Source organism: Pseudomonas sp. GW822-FHT04H02, assembly GCF_058800645.1.
Genome location: NZ_JBXAMM010000009.1, coordinates 12,105 through 36,502 on the forward strand (window position 1 = coordinate 12,105; position 24,398 = coordinate 36,502).

At 62.4% G+C, this 24,398-nt stretch carries 7 protein-coding genes; 6 read left to right on the top strand and 1 reads right to left on the bottom strand.

The annotated features are described in order from the left end of the window. Positions 1-44: 44 nt before the first annotated feature. Positions 45-16,007: a LapA family giant adhesin gene (locus AC1RMG_RS29710; RefSeq protein WP_493170870.1), complete on the bottom strand. Its 15,963-nt coding sequence runs from the start codon at positions 16,005-16,007 to the stop codon at positions 45-47. Positions 16,008-16,368: 361 nt separating this feature from the next. Between AC1RMG_RS29710 and AC1RMG_RS29715 the strand changes: the two genes are divergently transcribed. From AC1RMG_RS29715 to AC1RMG_RS29740, 6 genes are all read left to right on the top strand, one after another. Continuing rightward, positions 16,369-17,721 carry a TolC family outer membrane protein gene (locus AC1RMG_RS29715; protein ID WP_011058515.1) on the top strand — a complete coding sequence of 451 codons (1,353 nt, stop codon included), beginning with the start codon at positions 16,369-16,371 and terminating at the stop codon, positions 17,719-17,721. Positions 17,722-17,759: 38 nt separating this feature from the next. Next, on the top strand, positions 17,760-19,913 hold the full coding sequence (locus tag AC1RMG_RS29720) for a type I secretion system permease/ATPase (protein WP_011058516.1): 2,154 nt from the start codon (positions 17,760-17,762) through the stop codon (positions 19,911-19,913). Beyond that, on the top strand, positions 19,903-21,270 hold the full coding sequence (locus AC1RMG_RS29725; protein WP_011058517.1) for an HlyD family type I secretion periplasmic adaptor subunit: 1,368 nt from the start codon (positions 19,903-19,905) through the stop codon (positions 21,268-21,270). Before AC1RMG_RS29720 ends, AC1RMG_RS29725 begins: the two co-directional genes overlap by 11 nt. A gap of 283 nt (positions 21,271-21,553) precedes the next feature. After that, positions 21,554-22,441, top strand: coding sequence for a TauD/TfdA dioxygenase family protein (locus AC1RMG_RS29730; RefSeq protein WP_011058518.1), 888 nt, complete (start codon positions 21,554-21,556; stop codon positions 22,439-22,441). 27 nt (positions 22,442-22,468) lie between these two features. Next, positions 22,469-23,506, top strand: a complete 1,038-nt coding sequence (locus AC1RMG_RS29735; protein ID WP_493170873.1) for an ABC transporter substrate-binding protein — start codon at positions 22,469-22,471, stop codon at positions 23,504-23,506. Between the two features lie 5 nt (positions 23,507-23,511). Further along, complete coding sequence (locus AC1RMG_RS29740; protein ID WP_161467398.1) at positions 23,512-24,372, top strand: ABC transporter ATP-binding protein; 861 nt, start codon at positions 23,512-23,514, stop codon at positions 24,370-24,372. Positions 24,373-24,398 lie beyond the last annotated feature (26 nt).

The following is a 24,398-nucleotide window of genomic DNA, read 5'->3' on the forward strand; positions in this document are numbered from 1 at the left end:
CCGGGGCCCGGCGACCACCCTGGGGGGTGGCCGCTAGGGACCGGTCAGCTGTTGTTGTGATCGATCTTGATGGTCGGGTCGCTGCCGGCGATCAACGAATTGATGTTGGCGTTGGACCAGTTGTTGCCTTCCAGCTTGATCGTCACGTCGGCGTTGGCCAGGCCCCCGGCGGCGTTGAGCTTGCCCTCGGAGCTGACCTGCAGGGTCGAGACCCCGTCCACGGTGGTGATCTTGAGGAAGTTGTCGATGGTGCTGGCGCTCTCGCCCTGCAGCAAGTCACGCAGGTCGATGCGGTCGCCTTCGCTGGCCTTGAAGTCCTTGATCACGTCGTTGCCGGTGTCGCCGGCCTTCCAGACGAAGGTGTCGGCACCCGAACCGCCGATCAGGATATCGTTGCCCTGGCCACCGATCAGGGTGTCGTTGCCGGTTCCCCCCAGCAGGATGTCATTGCCCTTGCCGCCGTCCAGCAGGTCGTTGCCGCCCTGGCCGAAGAGAATGTCATTGCCGGCACCGCCCAGCAGAGTGTCGTTGCCGTCGTGGCTGCCAGACACATCGAACTCGGTGTAGTGCTCGGTGATGTACTGGTGCACGTTGCTGGTGGTGACCTTGCTCACGTCGACCCCGGTCTGCTTGGCCACATAGGCCTGCATGGCCTGGTAGCCCTCGCCTGCGACGCCGTTGAAGCTCACCAGGTCGCCGAACAGGATGTCGTTGCCGTCGCCGCCGCTGACCTTGTCGGCCCCCGGCATGGTCGCTTCGGTGTGGCCGATGATCGAGTTGGCCAGGTCGTTCGGGTCGATGTTGGTCTGCGGCTTGCCGTCGCTGTCGTAAGGCTTGAGGTCGTTGAGGCTGACACCACTGTTGATGCCGATGGCTTCGACGTTCGACAGGCCGCTGAGCAGGGCAAAGCCGCTGTTGGAGTTGGTGGTGGTGTAGTAGTCGGTGCTGCTGCCGGAGCCGGCCAGGTTCGACAGCTCGTAGGTACCGTCGCCCTGGGCGTGCAGGGTGCCCAGGGTCTTGCTGCTCCAGCCCCAGCCATTGGTGTAGGTCTGCAGGACCACCGAACCGCTAGAGTTCACGGAGAGGTAGTGGGTGTTGTCGATGTAGCTGCTGAAGGTATCCCCCAGCTTGTAGTTGCTGGTGGTCACCACATCGTCGAGGCGCACGTTGCCGTACAGCGTCGGGTTGGTCTGCTCGCCGCTCTGGTAGTAGGTCGGCTTACCGTCGGTGATGAAGTAGGTCAGGTTGGTGGCGTTGCTGTTGCCGGTGGCCTGGCTGCTCTGGAAGAAGTTGGCCGTGGCCTTGAACACATCTTCGTAGTTGGTACCGCCGCCGGACGTCATCGAGTCCAGCACCGCCTTGAGCTGGGCCAGGGCGGTCGGGTCGTTGAGGTTCACCGACACCGACTTGTTGACCTGGGTATCGAAGTCGGCGAGGAAGATGTTCACCGTCCCCGAGCTGCTGCTGCCGATGCTGTTCTTCAGGGTATTGAACACCGAGGTCAGGGAGTTCTTGGCCGCGGTGATCGAGGCGCTGCTCATGCTGCCCGAGCTGTCCACCATGAAGGCGATGTTGTAGTTGGTGCCCGGGACCACGGTCAGGCCGCCGATGTCGGCAACCACGATGTCGTTGCCGTCGGTGCCGGTAACGGTGTCGTCGCCGGAGGTGGCGACCACCGAGTTGTAGACCGCCGGGTAGACCTTGACCGGGATCTGCGCCGAAGTGCTGGCAGAGCCGCCCAGGGACTCGGTGGAGGTCGAGGTCACGTTCAGGTTGAAGGTGCCGTTGTAGTACGGCGGTGGCGTGACCGTCAGGTTGCCCAGGTTCCAGCCGGTGACGTTGGCTTCACCGGAAGTCGCGGTGGCGGTGAAGGTGTGCCCGGCGCCATCGCTGAGCACCGAGCCTGCCGGAATGCCGCTGATCTTCACGCTGAGGGTTTCCGAGCCGTCGGTATCGGTCAGGCCGGTGGTGATCTTCGACAGATGCACGCTGCCGCCTTCGCCGCCCTCGTTGAGCTTGTAGCCGTCGTAGTAGCCTTCACCGTTGGTGCCGTGCAGGTCGGACACCGAGACTCCGGCGTTGGTCAGGTCGGTGACCCCGGTGTACAGCGGCACGCCGGCGTTGCTCAGGTCCACCGCAGCCCCGCCGTTGACCGAGAGGTTGACGTCGTAGTTGCCTGCGCCGCTCTGGTTGTGGTGGTAGATATCGATGGTGTAGTAGCCGCTGGTGGTCGGGGTGAAAGTACCGTTGAGGTTACCGCCCGCGCCCCAGGTGGTGCTGGCCACGTTCTTGCCGCCGATGGTCACCAGCAGGCTGTCGTCGCCGGTGCCGGAGAAGGTATAGGCCTTGCCTGCTTCCAGGTAGATCAGGCCTGAGGTCTTCGACGCGGTGCCCGGCGTGATATTGCCGTCGGACTGGACGTTGGTCGCCAGGCTGCTGCTGTTGGGTGTGCCGGCAGCGTCGATCACCGATTTCAGAGTGCTGGCGGAAGCGCCGCTGCCGTCGGTGCCCAGGCCGCTGAGGTTGGTCCAGACTTCCTTGAGCAGGCCCACCGAATTCACGCTGTTGCCGGCCACGCTCAGGGTCGGCGCATCGGCTACCGGGGTGATGTCGACGGTCACCGTGCCGGTGTTGCCCAGGGCCTGGCCGTCGGTTGGCTGGAACTTGATCTGGGCGTAATCGGCCTGCTGGTTGCCCACGCCGTTGCCGCCGTAGCCATTGGTTCCGGATTCGTTGGCGTCCGGTGTGAAGCGCAGTTTTCCGGCATCGATATCGGCCTTGCTGAAGGTCTGGTTGCTGGCCACATCCTTCCAGGTCGAACCGTCCAGGTATTGCAGTTTGCCGTCGCTGGGCAGCTGGGTGATCTTCACGCCGAGGCTGGACGCCGGGCTGTCGACGTCGCTGACGCCGAAGTTCGACCAGGTCAGTGCCAGCGGGGTGTCTTCGTTGCCGGTCACGGCGCCGCCAGTGGCAGTTGGGGCGTCGTTCACCGCCACCACGTTGACCGTGGTAGTGGCGACGTTGGAGTAGTTGCCGCCGTCGGTCACGGTCACGGTGATGGTCCGTGGCGTGGTGCTCGGGTCTTCACTGTTGTTGGTGAAGGTGATGTTCTTGATCTGCTGCATGTAGTCGGCCAGCGTCGCGCTGCCCGACAGGGTCAGGGTGATCGAACCGTCCTTGCTGTTGGCATTGATGGTGATGCCGTTGACGCTGTTGCCCAGGTTCAGCGAGTCCCCCGGCTGGCGGTTGGTCAGCACGATGGTGGCGCCGGTGAGCAGGGTGCTGTCCGGGTCGGTGATGCTCAGGTCGGTGTCGGCGATCGACACGCCAGGGCCTGTGGTGCCTTCGGTGAAGGTGACCTTGTAGTCGGCCCCGGTAGCACCGCTGGAGTTGTTGGCATCCAGGTCGATGACCGGCGGAGCGTCGTTATCGATGATCGAGGTAGTGACGCTGTTGTTGCTGCCCACCACCAGATTCTCGAAGTTGCCGCCAGTGGCCGAGTCGATCTTGACCGTGAAGTTCTCGGTGCCTTCGGTGATCTTGTCGTCAATGGTGGCGACGTTGAAGGTGGCGCTGCTGGCGCCGGCCGGGATCTTCACGGTGTACACGCCGCTGAAGTCCGAACCGTCGGTGGCGGTGCCGCTGTAGCTGATCTTCAGGGTGACTTCGGTCTGCGCCGGGTGAGTCAGGCTCACGGTGTAGCTGGCGGTCTGGCCTTCGGTGACCGAGGCGCTGCCGCTGATACCCACCGAAGTGGTGTCCAGTGTATCGGTGACGTTGGTCACCGCTGGCGTGGTGTCCGTGACCAGCTTCTCGAAGTTGCCGCCAGTGGCGTTGGTGATGGTGGCGTTGACCTTGCCTGCGTCGATGTAGACGTCGTCTGCCGGCGCCGCAACGGTGACCGTCCCGGTGGTTTTTCCGGCCTCGATATGGATCACCGAACCGTTGCTCAGAGTCACGGTCACCGGAGTGCCGGCGGCGTTGGTCAGGGTGGCGGTGTAGGTGATCTGGCCGCCTTCAGCGACGGTGCCAGTGGCAGTCAGGCTGACGCTGGTGGTGTCGACGGTGTCGGTCACGGTGGTGCTGACCGGAGTCTTGTCGGCGACCAGGTTCTCGTAGTTACCACCGCTGACATTGGTGATGGAGTTGGTCAGCGGGGTATGGCCGACCAGCACATCGTTCGGCGCGCTGATGCTTACCGAGCCGGTGGTTTCGCCGACCGGGATGGTGATCTTCTCGCCATTGGCCAGGGTCACGACTACAGGTGAGCCGGTCACTGGAGCGGTGACGGTAGCGGTGTAGGTGACATTGCCACCTTCGGCCGCCGAAGGCGTGGCCTTCAGCGATACGGTGGAGTTGTCGATGGTATCGGTAACGTCAGTCACGGCCGGCGTGGTGTTCGGCACCAGCTTCTCGAAGTTGCCGCCCTCGGCCTTGGTGATGGTGGCTTCGACCTTGCCGGCGTCCTTGTACACGTCATCGGCTGGAGCCGCGACGGTGGTGGTGCCGGTAGTGGCGCCAGCGGCGATGGTGATTACCGCGCCGTTGCTCAGGGTCACGGTCACCGGAGTGCCGGCGGCGTTGGTCAGGGTGGCGGTGTAGGTGATCTGGCCGCCTTCAGCGACGGTGCCAGTGGCAGTCAGGCTGACGCTGGTGGTGTCGACGGTATCGGTCACAGTGGTGCTGACCGGAGTCTTGTCGGCGACCAGGTTCTCGTAGTTACCACCGCTGACATTGGTGATGGAGTTGGTCAGCGGGGTATGGCCGACCAGCACATCGTTAGGCGCACTGATGCTTACCGAGCCGGTGGTTTCACCGACCGGGATGGTGATCTTCTCGCCATTGGCCAGGGTCACGACTACAGGCGAGCCGGTCACTGGAGCAGTGACGGTGGCGGTGTAAGTGACGTTGCCACCTTCGGCCGCCGAAGGCGTGGCCTTGAGCGACACGGTGGAGTTGTCGATGGTATCGGTAACGTCAGTCACGGCCGGCGTGGTGTTCGGCACCAGCTTCTCGAAATTGCCGCCCTCGGCCTTGGTGATGGTGGCCTCGACCTTGCCGGCGTCCTTGTACACGTCATCGGCTGGAGCCGCGACGGTGGTGGTGCCGGTAGTGGCGCCCGCGGCGATGGTGATTACCGCACCGTTGCTCAGGGTCACGGTCACCGGAGTACCGGCGGCGTTGGTCAGGGTGGCGGTGTAGGTGATCTGGCCGCCCTCAGCGACGGTGCCAGTGGCAGTCAGGCTGACGCTGGTGGTGTCGACGGTGTCGGTCACGGTGGTGCTGACCGGAGTCTTGTCGGCGACCAGGTTCTCGTAGTTACCACCGCTGACATTGGTGATGGAGTTGGTCAGCGGGGTATGGCCGACCAGTACATCGTTCGGCGCGCTGATGCTTACCGAGCCGGTGGTTTCGCCGACCGGGATGGTGATCTTCTCGCCATTGGCCAGGGTCACGACTACAGGCGAGCCGGTCACTGGAGCAGTGACGGTAGCGGTGTAGGTGACGTTGCCACCTTCGGCCGCCGAAGGCGTGGCCTTCAGCGATACGGTGGAGTTGTCGATGGTGTCGGTCACATCGGTGACGGCTGGCGCTGGATTGGTCTCCAGGTGCTCGAAATTGCCACCCTCCGCCTTGGTAATGGTGGCTTCGACCTTGCCCGCATCTTTGTAGACGTCATCGGCCGGAGCGGCGACGGTCGCTGTGCCCGAGGTAGCACCAGCAGCGATAGTGATCACTGCACCGTTGCTCAGGGTCACGGTCACTGGCGTGCCAGCGGCATTGGTCAGGGTTGCGGTGTAAACGATGGAGCCGCCTTCAGCCACGGACTCGGTCGCGCTCAGGCTCAGAGTGGTGGTGTCCGGGGTATCGGTAACCGAAGTCTCGGCTGGCTTGTCGCTAACTTCCAGCTTCTCGTAGTTACCGCCGTCCGCCTTGGTAATGGTGGTGCTCAGGGAGCTGCCGCCCGCCAACGCATCGTTTGGAGCGGTGAAATTCACGCTACCGGAGGATTCGCCCACTGGGATGGTAATGGTCTGTCCGTTAGACAGAGTCACCACCACAGGCGAGCCGGTTACCGGAGCAGTGACCGAAGCGGTGTAAACAACAATGCCACCCTCAGCCACGCTCGGCGTGGCAGTCAGGGAAACGGTGCTGGTGTCGATGGTGTCAGTGACATCAGTCACAGCTGGAGTCGGGTTGGTCTCCAGGTGCTCGAAATTGCCACCTTCAGCCTTGGTAATCGTTGCCTCGACTTTGCCGGCGTCTTTGTAGACGTCGTCAGCCGGAGCGGCGACGGTGGCAGTACCGGAAGTAGCGCCAGCGGCGATGGTGATCACCGCGCCGTTAGAGAGCGTGACAGTAACAGGTGTACCCGCAGCATTGGTCAGGGTCGCGGTGTAGACAATCGAACCACCTTCAGCCACAGACTCAGTAGCCGAGAGGCTCAGGGTGGTCGTGTCTGGTGTGTCAGTTACCGAGGTTTCAGCCGGCTTGTCGCTGACCTCCAGCTTCTCGTAGTTACCACCGTCGGCCTTGGTGATGGTGGTGCTCAGGGAACTACCGCCAGCGAGGGCATCGTTTGGTGCGGTGAAATTCACGCTGCCGGAAGACTCACCCACCGGAATGGTGATGGTCTGTCCGTTAGACAGAGTGACGACCACTGGTGAGCCAGTCACTGGTGCTGTCACCGAAGCGGTGTAAACAACAATGCCACCCTCAGCCACGCTCGGCGTGGCAGTCAGGGAAACGGTGCTGGTGTCGATGGTGTCAGTAACGTCGGTGACTGCTGGAGCTGGATTGGTTTCCAGGTGCTCGAAGTTGCCGCCTTCGGCCTTGGTAATAGTCGCTTCGACCTTGCCGGCGTCTTTGTAGACGTCATCAGCTGGCGCGGCGACAGTTGCCGTGCCCGAAGTGGCACCGGCAGCAATCGTGATTACGGCACCGTTACTCAAGGTCACGGTGACCGGAGTACCGGCAGCGTTGGTCAGGGTTGCGGTGTAGACGATGGAACCGCCCTCGGCCACGGACTCAGTAGCCGAGAGGCTCAGGGTTGTAGTGTCCGGGGTATCGGTAACGTTGGTTTCAGCCGGCTTGTCGCTGATTTCCAGCTTCTCGTAGTTGCCACCGTCGGCTTTGGTGATGGTCGTGCTCAGGGAGCTGCCGCCAGCGAGGGCATCGTTTGGTGCGGTGAAATTCACGCTGCCAGAGGACTCACCCACTGGGATGGTGATGGTCTGTCCGTTAGACAGAGTCACCACCACAGGCGAGCCGGTCACTGGCGCAGTCACCGAAGCGGTGTAAACGACGGTGCCGCCTTCAGCCACATTCGGGGTGGCGGTCAGGCTGACGGTGCTGGTGTCGATGGTATCGGTGACATCAGTCACAGCTGGAGTCGGATTGGTCTCCAGGTGCTCGAAGTTGCCGCCTTCGGCTTTAGTGATGGTGGCTTCGACCTTGCCCGCGTCCTTGTAAACGTCATCGGCAGGTGCGGCCACGGTTGCCGTGCCCGAAGTGGCACCGGCGGCGATGGTGATTACCGCGCCATTGCTCAAGGTCACGGTGACCGGGGTGCCAGCTGCATTAGTCAGGGTCGCGGTGTAGACAATCGAACCGCCTTCGGCCACGGACTCGGTAGCGCTCAGGCTCAGAGTGGTGGTGTCCGGGGTATCGGTGACGGAGGTTTCAGCGGGCTTGTCGCTGACTTCCAGTTTTTCGTAGTTGCCACCGTCGGCTTTGGTAATGGTCGTGCTGAGCGAACTGCCCCCAGCCAGAGCGTCGTTTGGCGCGGTGAAGTTGACGCTGGCGGACGACTCGCCCACCGGAATGGTGATGATCTGTCCGTTGGACAGAGTGACCACGACCGGCGAGCCGGTTACTGGCGCGGTCACCGACGCGGTGTAAATAACAATGCCACCCTCAGCCACGCTTGGTGTTGCGGTCAGACTGACAGTCGACGTATCGATCGTGTCAGTGACATCAGTCACCGCCGGGGCTGGATTGGTTTCCAGGTTCTCGAAGTTACCGCCTTCGGCCTTGGTAATGGTGGCTTCGACTTTACCGGCGTCTTTGTACACGTCGTCAGCCGGAGCGGCGACGGTGGCAGTACCGGAAGTAGCGCCGGCGGCGATGGTGATTACCGCGCCATTGCTCAAGGTCACGGTGACCGGGGTGCCGGCTGCATTGGTCAATGTGGCGGTGTAGACGATGGAGCCGCCTTCGGTCACGGACTCGGTAGCGCTCAGGCTCAGGGTAGTGGTGTCCGGGGTATCGGTCACGCTGGTTTCAGCCGGCTTGTCGCTGATTTCCAGCTTCTCGTAGTTACCACCGTCGGCTTTGGTAATGGTGGTGCTGAGCGAACTGCCACCAGCCAGAGCATCGTTGGGCGCGGTGAAGTTCACGCTGGCGGACGACTCACCCACCGGGATGGTGATGGTCTGACCGTTGGACAGGGTCACTACGACCGGCGAGCCGGTTACTGGTGCAGTCACGGAGGCGGTGTACACCACAGTGCCGCCTTCGGCGACATTAGGGGTAGCTGTCAGCGAAACAGTGCTGGTATCGATGGTGTCAGTGACATCGGTGACGGCTGGAGTCGGATTGGTCTCCAGATTCTCGAAGTTACCGCCTTCGGCTTTAGCGATGGTGGCTTCGACTTTACCAGCGTCTTTGTAGACGTCATCGGCAGGGGCTGCGACGGTCGCTGTGCCCGAGGTAGCACCGGCAGCAATGGTGATCACTGCGCCGTTGGACAGAGTCACGGTTACTGGGGTGCCGGCTGCGTTGGTCAGAGTGGCGGTGTAGACAATCGAACCGCCTTCGGCCACGGACTCGGTAGCGCTCAGGCTCAGAGTGGTGGTGTCCGGGGTATCGGTGACGGAGGTTTCAGCGGGCTTGTCGCTGACTTCCAGTTTTTCGTAGTTGCCGCCGTCGGCCTTAGTGATGGTGGTGCTCAGGGAGCTACCGCCCGCCAACGCATCGTTGGGTGCGGTGAAGTTCACGCTGCCGGACGATTCACCCACTGGAATGGTGATGGTCTGTCCGTTGGACAGGGTCACCACCACTGGCGAGCCGGTTACCGGAGCAGTGACCGACGCGGTGTAAACAACAATGCCACCCTCAGCCACGCTTGGTGTTGCGGTCAGACTGACCGTCGACGTATCGATCGTGTCTGTGACGTCGGTGACTGCCGGGGCTGGATTGGTCTCCAGATTCTCGAAGTTACCGCCTTCGGCCTTGGTAATGGTGGCTTCGACTTTACCGGCGTCTTTGTACACGTCGTCAGCCGGAGCGGCGACGGTGGCAGTACCGGAAGTGGCACCGGCGGCGATGGTGATTACCGCGCCATTGCTCAGGGTCACAGTGACCGGAGTGCCAGCTGCATTGGTCAATGTGGCGGTGTAGACGATGGAGCCGCCTTCGGCCACGGACTCAGTAGCCGAGAGGCTCAGAGTTGTAGTGTCAGGAGTATCGGTGACCGAGGTTTCAGCCGGCTTGTCGCTGATTTCCAGCTTCTCGTAGTTACCGCCATCCGCCTTGGTGATGGTGGTGCTCAGGGAGCTACCGCCCGCCAACGCATCGTTTGGCGCGGTGAAGTTGACGCTGGCGGACGACTCGCCCACTGGAATGGTGATGGTCTGGCCATTAGACAGAGTCACTACGACCGGGGAACCAGTCACGGGGGCGGTGACCGACGCGGTGTAAACCACAGTGCCGCCTTCGGCGACATTAGGGGTAGCTGTCAGCGAAACAGTGCTGGTATCGATGGTGTCAGTGACATCGGTGACGGCTGGAGTCGGGTTGGTCTCCAGGTTCTCGAAGTTGCCACCCTCGGCTTTGGTGATCGTTGCCTCGACCTTGCCGGCGTCCTTGTAGACGTCATCAGCTGGCGCGGCGACGGTCGCTGTGCCTGAGGTAGCACCGGCAGCGATGGTGATCACTGCGCCGTTGGACAGCGTCACGGTGACCGGAGTACCTGCGGCATTAGTCAGGGTGGCGGTGTAGACGATGGAGCCGCCTTCAGCCACAGACTCAGTAGCCGAGAGGCTCAGGGTTGTAGTGTCTGGTGTGTCAGTTACCGAGGTTTCAGCGGGCTTGTCGCTGACCTCCAGCTTCTCGTAGTTGCCGCCGTCGGCCTTAGTGATGGTGGTACTCAGGGAGCTGCCGCCAGCCAACGCATCGTTGGGTGCGGTGAAGTTTACCGAGCCCTGGCTTTCGCCAACCGGAATAGTGATGGTCTGGCCGTTGGACAGAGTGACGACTACCGGCGAACCGGTCACTGGCGCAGTCACGGAGGCGGTGTAAACGACGGTGCCGCCTTCAGCCACATTCGGGGTGGCGGTCAGACTGACAGTCGAAGTGTCGATGGTGTCAGTCACGTCGGTGACTGCTGGAGCTGGATTGGTCTCCAGATTCTCGAAGTTACCGCCTTCGGCCTTGGTAATGGTGGCTTCAACCTTGCCGGCGTCTTTGTAGACATCATCCGCCGGGGCCGCGACGGTGGTGGTGCCGGTAGTGGCGCCTGCGGCGATGGTGATCACTGCGCCGTTGGACAGCGTCACGGTGACCGGAGTACCTGCGGCATTAGTCAGGGTGGCGGTGTAGACGATGGAGCCGCCTTCAGCCACAGACTCAGTAGCCGAGAGGCTCAGGGTTGTAGTGTCTGGTGTGTCAGTTACCGAGGTTTCAGCGGGCTTGTCGCTGACCTCCAGCTTCTCGTAGTTGCCGCCGTCGGCCTTAGTGATGGTGGTACTCAGGGAGCTGCCGCCAGCCAACGCATCGTTGGGTGCGGTGAAGTTTACCGAGCCCTGGCTTTCGCCAACCGGAATAGTGATGGTCTGGCCGTTGGACAGAGTGACGACTACCGGCGAACCGGTCACTGGCGCAGTCACGGAGGCGGTGTAAACGACGGTGCCGCCTTCAGCCACATTCGGGGTGGCGGTCAGACTGACAGTCGAAGTGTCGATGGTGTCAGTGACATCAGTCACCGCTGGCGCTGGATTGGTCTCCAGGTTCTCGAAGTTGCCGCCTTCGGCCTTGGTAATAGTGGCTTCGACTTTACCGGCGTCCTTGTAGACGTCATCGGCAGGTGCGGCCACGGTGGTGGTACCCGTGGTGGCACCGGCAGCAATAGTGATCACGGCACCATTGCTCAAGGTCACGGTGACCGGAGTACCGGCAGCGTTGGTCAATGTGGCGGTGTAGACAATCGAACCACCTTCAGCCACGGACTCAGTAGCCGAGAGGCTCAGGGTGGTAGTGTCTGGTGTGTCAGTTACCGAGGTTTCAGCGGGCTTGTCGCTGACCTCCAGCTTCTCGTAGTTACCGCCATCCGCCTTGGTGATGGTGGTGCTTAGGGAACTGCCGCCAGCGAGGGCATCATTCGGCGCGGTGAAGTTCACCGAGCCCTGGCTTTCGCCAACCGGAATAGTGATGGTCTGTCCGTTGGACAGGGTCACCACGACTGGGGAGCCGGTCACTGGCGCAGTCACCGATGCGGTGTAAACGACGGTGCCGCCTTCAGCCACATTCGGAGTGGCGGTCAGACTGACCGTCGACGTATCGATCGTGTCTGTGACGTCGGTGACAGCTGGAGTCGGGTTGGTTTCCAGATTCTCGAAGTTGCCGCCTTCGGCCTTGGTGATCGTGGCTTCAACCTTGCCGGCGTCTTTGTAGACATCATCAGCTGGCGCGGCGACGGTTGCCGTGCCCGAAGTGGCACCGGCAGCAATAGTGATCACGGCACCGTTACTCAAGGTCACGGTGACCGGAGTACCAGCGGCGTTGGTCAGGGTCGCGGTGTAGACGATGGAACCGCCTTCGGCCACGGACTCGGTAGCGCTCAGGCTCAGGGTAGTGGTGTCCGGGGTATCGGTCACGCTGGTTTCAGCCGGCTTGTCGCTGATTTCCAGCTTCTCGTAGTTACCGCCATCCGCCTTGGTGATGGTGGTGCTCAGGGAGCTACCGCCCGCCAACGCATCGTTTGGCGCGGTGAAGTTGACGCTGGCGGACGACTCGCCCACTGGAATGGTGATGGTCTGGCCATTAGACAGAGTCACTACGACCGGGGAACCAGTCACGGGGGCGGTGACCGACGCGGTGTAAACCACAGTGCCGCCTTCGGCGACATTAGGGGTAGCTGTCAGCGAAACAGTGCTGGTGTCGATGGTGTCAGTGACATCAGTCACCGCTGGCGCTGGATTGGTCTCCAGGTTCTCGAAGTTACCGCCTTCGGCCTTGGTAATGGTGGCTTCGACTTTACCGGCGTCTTTGTACACATCGTCAGCCGGAGCGGCGACGGTGGCAGTACCGGAAGTGGCACCGGCGGCGATGGTGATTACCGCGCCATTGCTCAGGGTCACAGTGACCGGAGTGCCAGCTGCATTGGTCAATGTGGCGGTGTAGACGATGGAGCCGCCTTCGGCCACGGACTCGGTCGCACTCAGGCTCAGAGTGGTGGTGTCCGGGGTATCGGTAACGCTGGTTTCAGCCGGCTTGTCGCTGATTTCCAGCTTCTCGTAGTTACCGCCATCCGCCTTGGTGATGGTGGTGCTCAGGGAGCTACCGCCAGCCAACGCATCGTTGGGTGCGGTGAAGTTTACGCTGGCAGAAGACTCACCCACCGGGATGGTGATGGTCTGACCGTTGGACAGAGTGACCACGACCGGCGAGCCGGTTACTGGCGCAGACACGGAAGCGGTGTACACCACAGTGCCGCCTTCGGCGACATTAGGGGTAGCTGTCAGCGAAACAGTGCTGGTGTCGATGGTGTCAGTGACATCGGTTACCGCCGGGGCTGGATTGGTCTCCAGGTTTTCGAAGTTGCCGCCTTCGGCCTTGGTAATGGTGGCTTCGACTTTGCCTGCATCTTTGTAGACGTCATCCGCCGGGGCCGCGACGGTGGCAGTACCGGAAGTGGCGCCAGCGGCGATGGTGATCACCGCGCCGTTAGAGAGCGTGACAGTAACAGGCGTACCCGCAGCATTGGTCAGGGTCGCGGTGTAGACAATCGAACCACCTTCGGCCACGGACTCGGTAGCGCTCAGGCTCAGGGTAGTGGTGTCCGGGGTATCGGTCACGCTGGTTTCAGCCGGCTTGTCGCTGATTTCCAGCTTCTCGTAGTTACCACCGTCGGCTTTGGTAATGGTGGTGCTGAGCGAACTGCCGCCCGCCAATGCATCGTTGGGAGCAGTGAAATTCACGCTGCCGGAAGACTCGCCCACTGGGATGGTGATGGTCTGGCCGTTGGACAGGGTCACCACGACTGGCGAGCCGGTTACCGGCGCTGTCACCGAGGCGGTGTAAACCACAGTGCCGCCTTCAGCCACGCTCGGCGTGGCAGTCAGGGAAACGGTGCTGGTGTCGATGGTATCGGTGACATCAGTCACAGCTGGAGTCGGGTTGGTCTCCAGGTTCTCGAAGTTGCCGCCTTCGGCCTTGGTAATGGTGGCTTCGACTTTGCCGGCGTCCTTGTACACGTCGTCAGCCGGGGCCGCGACGGTCGCTGTACCCGAGGTAGCACCGGCAGCGATGGTGATCACTGCACCATTGCTCAGGGTCACGGTGACTGGAGTACCAGCGGCATTGGTCAATGTGGCGGTGTAGATGATCGAACCGCCTTCAGCTACAGACTCAGTAGCCGAGAGGCTCAGAGTGGTGGTGTCCGGGGTATCGGTAACGCTGGTTTCAGCCGGCTTGTCGCTGATTTCCAGCTTCTCGTAGTTACCACCGTCGGCTTTGGTAATGGTCGTGCTCAGCGAACTGCCGCCAGCGAGGGCATCGTTTGGCGCGGTGAAGTTGACGCTGGCGGACGACTCACCCACCGGAATGGTGATGGTCTGGCCATTGGACAGAGTGACGACTACCGGCGACCCTGTCACTGGCGCTGTCACCGACGCGGTGTAAACGACGGTGCCACCCTCAGCCACGCTCGGCGTGGCAGTCAGGGAAACGGTGCTGGTGTCGATGGTGTCCGTGACATCGGTGACGGCTGGAGTCGGATTGGTCTCCAGATTCTCGAAGTTGCCACCGTCCGCTTTAGTGATGGTGACTTCGACTTTACCGGCGTCCTTGTAGACGTCATCCGCCGGGGCCGCGACGGTGGTGGTGCCGGTAGTAGCGCCAGCGGCGATGGTGATCACCGCGCCGTTGGAGAGGGTCACGGTGACTGGAGTACCCGCGGCATTGGTCAGGGTGGCGGTGTAGACGATGGAGCCACCCTCGGCCACGGTATCGGTGGCGGTCACGCTCAGGGTCGTTGTATCCGGAGTATCAGTAACCGAGGTCTCTGCCGGCTTGTCGCTAATTTCCAGCTTCTCGTAGTTACCGCCGTCCGCCTTGGTGATAGTGGTGCTCAGGGAGCTACCGCCCGCCAACGCATCGTTTGGTGCGGTGAAGTTGACGCTGGCGGACGACTCGCCCACTGGAATGGTGATGGTCTGGCCATTGGACAGAGTGACGACCACTGGCGAACCGGTCACTGGCGCGGTCACCGATGCGGTGTAAACGACGGTGCCACCCTCAGCCACGCTTGGTGTTGCGGTCAGGCTGACGGTCGAAGTATCGATAGTGTCTGTGACGTCGGTCACAGCCGGAGCCGGGTCGGTGACCAGGTTTTCGAAATTGCCGCCATCGGCCTTGGTGATGGTGACTTCAACCTTGCCGGCGTCTTTATAGACATCATCGGCAGGGGCGGCGACGGTGGCAGTACCGGTAGTGGCACCGGCAGCGATGGTGATTACCGCGCCGTTGCTCAGGGTCACGGTGACCGGGGTGCCCGCAGGGTTGGTCAGGGTCGCGGTGTAGACGATGGAGCCGCCTTCGGCCACGGTATCGGTGGCCGACAGGCTCAGGCCGGTGTCGTCGATGCTGTCGGTCACGGTGGTGACCGCTTTGTCTGGGCTGGGTTGCAGGTTCTCGAAGTTGCCGCCTTCAGCCTTGGTGATACCGACTTCGATGGTCTCGCCGTTCTTGTAGACGTCATTGGCTGGCGCCGGGACGTCGATCGAGCCACTGGACTTGCCCGCTTCGATAGTGATCACCGAGCCGTTGGACAGGGTGATGGTCACCGGAGTCTGTGCCGGGTTGGTGAGGGTGGCGGTGTAGGTGATCTGCCCGCCCTCGGTAACGCTGGCATCAGCGGTCAGGCTGACGGTGGTGGTGTCGATGGTGTCGGTGACCTGGGTGACCGCCGGGGTCGGGTTGACCGTTACCAGCAGGCCGCCACCGCCGGTGGTGCCGGTCACGCTGACGCTGATCTGGCCCGGGTCGATATAGACGTTGTCCTGGGGCGCCAGGGGCACCTGCACGCTGCCAGTGGTCTGGCCGGCGCTGATGACGATGACCGCGCCATTGGACAGGGTCACAGTCAGGTCGGTAAGTGGCGCCTGGGTCAGGGTCGCGGTGTACACCAGGGTGCCACCGGCTTCGGTAATGGTTGGGGTGGCGCCCAGGGTCAGGGTGGCCGGGCGCAGGGAGTCACTCCCGCTGCCATTGCCGTTGCCATTGCCCAGGCCGCCATTGTTGGTCAGGCCGCCAAAGGTGTTGTCCTGGGTCGAATTGGCCAGCCCCAGGCCAGCGGTGGGGAAACCGATGGTCGGGTCGACCCGGCCCGCAGTCTCTTCCAACTGCACAAAACTGTGGCCACCACCGGCCGCGCCGCCATTCCCCGCGGCGGTCGGGCCGGCGGCGGTGGCTTCCAGGTCGGTGGTCGGGTCGGCGCCGGCGGCGATGGCCTGCTGCAGTTCTGCCACCGAAGGGGCGGCCTGAGCGGTGGCCTGTGCCAGGTCCGTGCTGGAGTCCGGTGCGGCACCGCTCCACTGGGTGTCACGCCCCAGGTCCAGAGTACGCCCGTCGGTCAACTCCAGGGTGACGGCCCCGGCCGGGCCGGTGTCTACCTGGTCACCCACGAACAGGCGGTCCCCTTCAATGAGTACGCGTCGGATCCCTTCCGGGGAAACCACGAAAACTTGGCCGACAATGCTTTTGACGATGGCAACAACACTGCTCATTGGGGACTCTCCGGTGTACCGCTCAGTCGACTTCCATGTACCGGCTTGGGCGCGGGCCGCAACTCAGTCAGGACGTACTAGGTGTGTAATTGGGAACGGGTAATTGACAGATCTACCGTCAAAAGTTTGGCTATATTTTTTGGGTATTAACTTTATGCCAAACTATTGACCTTATGGACGCCATCCTAAACAATCGCCGAATTAATGTCACATTGATATTCACGCGGTAACCTGACTTGAAGTATGTGAACCAGTTCTTAGTTTGAACTTTCCGACGGACGGTTGTTTTGGTTGTACTAAATCGATGTGGTGCCACGTTCTGACGTGATTCTGGACACGCTGTCCGAGGGAAATTCTTACCATGCGTTTTCATCTGTTCAAGGCCCTGCCCTTTGCCTTAGCCGCCAGCTTTGTGCAGGCTCAAACCCTTCCTGAAGCCATGCAGAAAGCACTGGATGTGCACCCGGAAATCCAAGCCGGCGTGAACAGCCGTCTGGCTGCTGACTACCAGTTGAAAGCCGCCAAAGGTGGCTATCTGCCACGAGTGGACATGCTAGCTGGCTATGGTCGTGAAGGGACGGATAACCCTACGACCCGTGCGGGTACAGGCAGCAATCACTGGGAAACCTTGAACCGCGGCGAGTCAAGTTTGCGTCTGCAACAGATGGTTTTTGACGGTTTTGCCACGTCCAGCGAAGTCGGGCGTCAACAAGCCACCGTCAACTCCCGCGCCTACTCCCTGCTGGGCACCTCCGAGCGCACGGCCCTGACCGTGGCCCAGGTCTATCTGGATGTGCTGACCCGCCGTCAATTCGTGCAACTGGCGGAAGACAACCTGCGCAATCACGAGCGTATCTACGACCAGATCAAGCTGCGCACCCAGCGTGGCGTGGGTAGCGGCGCCGACCTTGACCAGGCTGAAGCGCGGATGGCCCAGGCCCGCAACAACCTGATCACCGAGCAGACCAACCTCGCCGACGCCCAGACCAACTACCTGAGTGCCGTCGGAGAAATGCCGGACCAGCTGGAACGCCCTGCCAGTTTTATGGCGCTGTTGCCGGCCAACCTCGACGAGGCCCGGCACCAGATGCTGGAAAACAGCCCGATCCTGCGTTCCGCCGAGTCCGATATCGTCGCTGCCGAGAAGCAGTACGATGCCGCCAAGTCGGCGTTCTATCCGCGCTTCGACGCGGAGCTGGGGCGTACTGCCGACAACGACCTGGACGGCCAGAACGGCCACAACAATGAATGGCAGGCCATGCTGCGCATGCGCTTCAACCTGTTCGCCGGCGGCAGCAACAAGGCCGACCTGGAGTCCAAGGCCTACCAGTCCAACCAGGCGCTGGATATCCGCAACAACGCCCTGCGGGTGCTGAACGAGGAACTGGGCCTGGCCTGGAACGCCTTGAACAACGCCAACGCCCAGGTGCCGATCGCCCAGCAATATGTGGATCACAGCACCAGCGTGCGGACCGCCTACCAGAAGCAGTTCAGCCTGGGTGAACGTACCCTGCTGGACTTGCTCGACAGTGAAAACGAGTTGTTCACCGCCTCCCGGCGCCTGGCCGAGATCCAGAACATTCAGTTATTTACTCAATATCGAATCAAGGCGACCATGGGCGAGTTGCTCAAAAGCCAGGGAGTGGTGGCACCTATGGCCTCCGTCGTGCAAAGCGATGTGAAGCCCAAGGTCCAGCTGCCCGGGATGAATTGAGCTAATTTCATCCAACCAGCCAGTCAAGAGTGTCGAGCGTGGAATCAGAAGTCAGTGTGCAACTCAGTCATGATCCACGCGGCATGCATGACGATCCCCTTCTGGATGGTTTGCTGACCCTCTGTTTCCTGCACCAGAAGCCCGCCAGTGCGGCGATGCTGACCACCGGCCTGCCCTTGCCATCCCAGCGCCTGAGCGCCGAGCTGCTGCCTCGGGCCGCGGCCCGGGCCGGGCTGCAGGGCCGGGTGCTGCGGCGCAAGCTCGAACAGATTCCAGCCATCGCCATGCCCGCCCTGTTGCTGCTCAAGGACGGTCGCAGCGCGGTGCTGCTGGGCTGGCAGGGTGAAGACCAGGCGCGGCTGCTGCTCAGCGAAAGCGATGGCGGCGAAGTCTGTGTCGACCGCCAGTTGCTGGCCGACGATTACAGCGGCCAGGTGTTCTTCGCCCAGCCCCAGCACAAGTTCGACGTCAACCACGGGTCGCTGATCCCCCGCGCCCGTTCCTGGTTCCGCGACACCCTCAAGCGCTCGCGCTGGCTGTATGCCGACGCCATTGCCGCGAGCCTGCTGATCAACATCATCGCCATGGCCGCGCCATTGTTCGTGATGAACGTCTATGACCGGGTGGTGCCGAACCAGGCCACCTCGACCCTGTGGGTGCTGTCCATCGGCATCATCGGCGCCTACATCTTCGACCTGATCCTCAAGGGCCTGCGCAGCCTGTGCCTGGACCTGGCGGGAAAGAAGACCGACCTGATCATTTCCGCCACGCTGTTCGAGCGCATCGTCGGCATGGCCATGAAGTACCGCCCGGCACGGGTCGGCAGCTTCGCCCAGAACATCCATGAGTTTCAGAGCCTGCGGGACTTCCTCGCATCCCTGACCCTCACCAGCCTGATCGACCTGCCGTTCACCCTGCTGATCTTCCTGGTGATCGCCATCCTTGGCGGGCATCTGGTGTGGATTCCGGTGCTGGCCTTCCCGATTGCCCTGTGCATCGGCTATGCCCTGCAGAAGCCGCTGGTGGCGACCATGGAGAAGACCATGGCTCTGGGCGCCGAGCGCCAGTCGAGCCTGATCGAGACCCTGGCCGGCCTGGACGCGGTCAAGGTCAACAACGCCGAGAGCGAGCGCCAGTACCAGTGGGAGCAGACCATCGGCACCCTCAGCCGGCTTGAGCTGCGGGTGAAGATGCTGTCCAGCCTGGCGATGAACATCACCTTGCTGATCCAGCAACTGGCCGGGGTGATCATGATCATCTTCGGCGTGTACCAGATCATCGACGGCAACCTCAGCATGGGCGGCCTGATCGCCTGCTACATGCTCAGCGGTCGGGCCCTGAGCCCGCTGGCTTCGCTGTCCGGGCTGCTGACCCGCTACCAGCAGGCGCGGGTCACCATGACCTCCGTGGACCAGATGATGGAGCTGCCCCAGGAGCGCAATTTCGACGAGCGCCCCCTGAGCCGCAGCGTGCTGCAGGGTGCCATCGAGTGTCGGCAACTGAGTTTTACCTACCCGGGGCAGCAGAACCCGGCGCTGAAGAACATCAACCTGATGATCAAGCCGGGGGAAAAGGTCGGCATCATCGGCCGCAGCGGCTCCGGCAAGAGCTCCCTGGCCAAGCTGCTGGTGGGGCTCTACCAGCCGGACTCCGGTGCCCTGCTGGTAGACGGTGTGGACATCCGCCAGATCGACGTCAGCGAACTGCGTCACAACATCGGCTACGTGCCCCAGGACATCCAGCTGCTGGCCGGTACCCTGCGTGACAACCTGACCTCCGGTGCCCGCTACGTCGAGGACGAACTGGTACTGCAGGCTGCGGAGCTGGCGGGGGTCCATGAGTTCGCCAGGCTGCACCCGCAGGGCTATGAATTGCAGGTGGGCGAGCGCGGGCAGAACCTTTCCGGTGGCCAGCGGCAGAACGTCGCCCTGGCTCGCGCGCTGTTGCTCAACCCACAGATCCTGCTGCTCGACGAGCCCACCAGCGCCATGGACAACACCGGCGAAGAGCGCTTGAAACAGCGCCTGGAGGCGGTGGTGCAGAGCAAGACCGTGGTACTGGTCACCCACCGGGCGTCGTTGCTGTCGCTGGTGGACCGGCTGTTGGTGGTGGACCGTGGACAAATCCTGGCCGATGGCCCGAAAGCGGTGGTGATGGAAGCGTTGAAGAAGGGGCAGATCAGTGTTGCTTAAGTCGGGATTCAAGGACTCGATCCGTCGCTATTTCAAAGGCACCGATTCGCTCCAGGGGCAGCCGCTGCCCGAGGTCAACAAGGCACTGATCGAAGATGCGCCGCGGGTTATCCGCCTGACCATCTGGGGCATCATCGCGTTCTTCCTGTTCCTGGTGCTGTGGGCCAACTTCGCGGTGATCGACGAGGTAACCAAGGGCGAGGGCAAGGCGATTCCTTCCTCCAAGCTGCAGAAGATCCAGAACCTGGAAGGCGGCATCGTCTCCGAGCTGTACGTCAAGGAAGGCCAGATAGTCGAGGCCGGCGCGCCGCTGATTCGCCTCGACGACACGCGCTTCCAGTCCAACGTCGGCGAGACCGAGACCGTGCGCCTGTCCATGCTGCTGCGGGTCGAGCGCCTGAGCGCCGAGGTGGATGAACGCGAGCTGAATTTCCCCGCCGAGGCGGTCAAGGAAGCGCCGGGCCAGGCGGCCAGTGAGAAATCCCTGTACCAGAGCCGTCGCCAGCAACTGCATGACGAGATCGGTGGCCTCCAGGAACAGCTGATTCAGAAGCAGCAGGAACTGCGCGAGTTCACCTCCAAGCAGGCGCAATACCGCCAGCAACTGGGCCTGCAGCGCCAGGAAATCGCCATGTCCGAGCCGCTGGTGGCCCAGGGCGCGGTGTCGCCGGTGGAAGTGCTGCGGCTCAAGCGTGCCGAAGTGGAAACCCGTGGCCAGCTGGACGCCACCACCCTGGCGATCCCCCGCGCCGAATCGGCGATCAAGGAAGTGCAGCGCAAGATCGATGAAACCCGCGGCAAGTTCCGCAGCGAGGCCCTGACCCAGCTCAACGAAGCGCGCACCGAACTGAACAAGGCCAGCGCCACCGGCAAGGCCCTGGAAGACCGGGTCAGCCGCACCCTGGTGACCTCGCCGGTACGCGGTATCGTCAAGCAGCTGATGGTCAACACCATCGGCGGGGTGATCCAGCCGGGCAGCGACATGGTGGAAATCGTCCCCCTGGACGACACCCTGCTGGTGGAAGCCAAGATCCGTCCCCAGGACATCGCCTTCCTGCACCCGGGGCAGGAAGCGGTGGTCAAGTTCAGCGCCTATGACTACACCATCTACGGTGGTCTCAAGGCCCGCCTGGAACAGATCGGCGCCGATACCATCACCGATGAAGACAAGAAGACCACCTACTACATGATCAAGCTGCGCACCGACCGCAGCCACTTGGGCACCGATGAAAAGCCGCTGCTGATCATCCCCGGGATGGTGGCCTCGGTGGACATCATCACCGGCAAGAAAAGCATCCTCAGCTACCTGCTCAAGCCGATCATCCGCGCCCGCGCCGAAGCCCTGCACGAACGTTGATCCATGTAAGAAACCACCTGCCAGCCTTGTAGGAGCTGGCTTGCCAGCGGAGGGGCCTTGAGAGCGCCTTCGTCGGCGTGCCGTCCCCAAGCGGTCCATCGGTTGAATCAACATATCGTTATTCACTAACGGTATTTAAATTCGTTTTCTTATATCTATAAAGTTGACTCCCTGCGTACCTGCCGACCAATCGGCGCGCCGCACGAAATGAACCCACACGGGATCTCCGTGAGTTTCTGATCGACGCGCGCGCCCTGGGCGCGCCTGCGCGGGAGTTTCAGTCATGTCTGCATCAGCCAGTGCCGCCTCCATTGCCGCACAAGCTTTCGAAATCCGGCCCTTGAATGGGGCTGTAGGCGCCGAGATCGTCGGCCTCGACCTGTCCCGGCCAGTCAACGACCAGGACTTCGCCCGCATCCACCGCGCCCACCTGGACCATCACGTAGTGGTGTTCCGCGACCAGCGCATCAGCCCCGAACAGCAGATTGCCTTCAGCCGTCGCTTCGGTGTGTTGCAGATTCATGTGCTCAAGCAGTTCCTGCTGGCCGGGCACCCGGAAATCCTCATCGTTTCCAACATCATCGAGAACGGCCAGTCCATCGGCCTGGGGGACGCCGGCAAGTTCTGGCACTCGGACCTCTCCTACAAGGAGCTGCCGAGCCTGGGCTCGATGCTGCACGCCCAGGAACTGCCAGCCGAAGGGGGCGACACCCTGTTCGCCAACATGCACCAAGCCTGGGACAACTTGCCCGAGGCGCTGCGCAAGGCGGTCGAGGGGCGCAGCGCCGCCCACTCCTACACGGCGCGCTACAGCGAGACCAAGTTCGAGGGCAACTGGCGCCCGACCCTGACCCCGGAGCAACTGGCCCAGGTCGCCGAGGTGGTGCACCCGGTCGTGCGCACTCACCCGGAAAACGGCCGCAAGGCGTTGTTCGTCAGCGAAGGCTTCACCACCCGCATCGTTGGCCTGCCGGAAGACGAAAGCGCCCAGTTGCTGGCCGAGCTGTATGCCCACAGCGTGCTGCCGGACAACATCTACCGCCATCAATGGCAGCCCCACGACCTGGTGTTCTGGGACAACCGCTCGCTGATCCACCTGGCCGCCGGTTGCCCGAGCCATCTGCGCCGCAAGCTGTATCGCACCACCATCCAGGGCGACGCCCCTTACTGATCAGCCAGGCACGGCAGGAGAACCAGCATGTCCTTATTCATTCCCTTCATTCCCCGCCTCGGCAGGCTGGCCACGGCCATCGGCCTGGGTTTCAGCCTGCTGGCCGGCAGCCTGGTCGCGCCTGCGCCGGCCCAGGCCGAAGGCGAGATCCGCATCGCTGAACAGTTCGGTATCGTCTACCTGCTGCTCAATGTGGTGCGCGACCAGAACCTGATCGAAAAGCACGGCAAGGAGCAGGGCATCGACATCAAGGTCGACTGGACCCAGCTGTCCGGCGGCGCGGCGGTCAACGACGCCTTGCTGTCGGGCTCCATCGACATTGCCGGGGCCGGCGTCGGGCCGCTGCTGACCATCTGGGATCGCACCCACGGCCGGCAAAACGTCAAGGCCGTAGCCTCTCTGGGTAACTTTCCCTACTACCTGGTGAGCAACAATCCCAAGGTCAAGACCATCGCCGACTTCACCGAAAAGGACCGCATTGCGGTACCGGCGGTGGGGGTCTCGGTGCAGTCGCGCTTCCTGCAATACGCCGCCGCCAAGCAATGGGGCGACAAGGAATTCAATCGCCTGGACAAGTACACCATCGCCGTTCCCCACCCGGACGCCACCGCCGCGCTGATTGCCGGCGGCACCGAGCTGACCGGGCACTTCTCCAACCCGCCATTCCAGGACCAGGCCCTGGAGAACCCCAATGTGCACGTGGTGCTCAATACCTACGACCTGCTGGGGCCCAACTCGCCGACGGTGCTGTTCGCCACCGAGAAATTCCGCAACGACAACCCCAAGACCTACAAGGCCTTCGTCGAAGCCCTGGCCGAAGCGGCCGAGTTCGCCCAGCACGACAAGGGCGCAGCCGCCGATACCTACTTGCGCGTGACCAAGGCCAAGATCGACCGCGCCGCCTTGCTGAAGATCATCGACAACCCGCAGTTCGAGTTCAGCGTGACACCAAAAAACACCTACCCACTGGCGGAATTCCTCTACCGGGTCGGTGCGATCAAGAACAAGCCCGAGTCGTGGAAGGACTACTTCTTCCAGGATGCCAAACCGTTGCAGGGGAGCTGATCGCCATGAACGCCCCCTTGCCAGGCCACACGGCCAGCAATCGCGCTGCCATCGCCCCGGCGCTGTTGGCGGTGGAACAAGTCAGCCTGGAATACCGCACCCCGCAGCGGGTGGTGCGGGCCACCCACCAGGTGAGTTTCGAGGTTGATCCGGCCGACCGCTTTATCCTGCTGGGGCCTTCAGGCTGCGGCAAGTCGACCCTGCTCAAGGCCGTGGCCGGGTTCATCCAGCCCTGTGAGGGCGAGATTCGCCTGCAAGGCCAGCGCGTCAGCCAGCCCGGGCCGGATCGTATCGTGGTGTTCCAGGAGTTCGACCAGTTGCCCCCCTGGAAAACCGTGAAGCAGAACGTGATGTTTCCCTTGCTGGCGTCGAAGACCCTCGGCCGCCGCGAGGCCGAAGAGCGTGCCCTGGAATACCTGGAAAAAGTCGGCCTGGCGGCTTTCGCCGATGCCTATCCGCATACCCTGTCCGGTGGCATGAAGGCCCGGGTGGCGATCGCTCGTGCCCTGGCCATGCAGCCGAAGATCCTGCTGATGGACGAGCCTTTCGCCGCCCTCGACGCCCTGACCCGGCGCAAGATGCAGGAGGAGTTGCTGCGGCTCTGGGAGGAGGTGCGCTTCACCTTGCTGTTCGTCACTCACTCCATCGAGGAAGCGCTGGTGGTGGGCAATCGCATCCTCCTGTTGTCGCCTCATCCGGGGCGCGTGCGGGCGGAAGTCCACAGCCACCAGTACGACCTGCAGAGCCTCGGTGGCGTGGCCTTTCAGCAGACCGCGCGGCGCATCCACCGCTTGCTGTTCGATGAAGGCCAATCGCCGGAAACTGAAACCGAGCTGGATTTCGCCGATATCCGTATCGCTTATTGAGCCGTCAGGCCACCGTTGAACGAGGA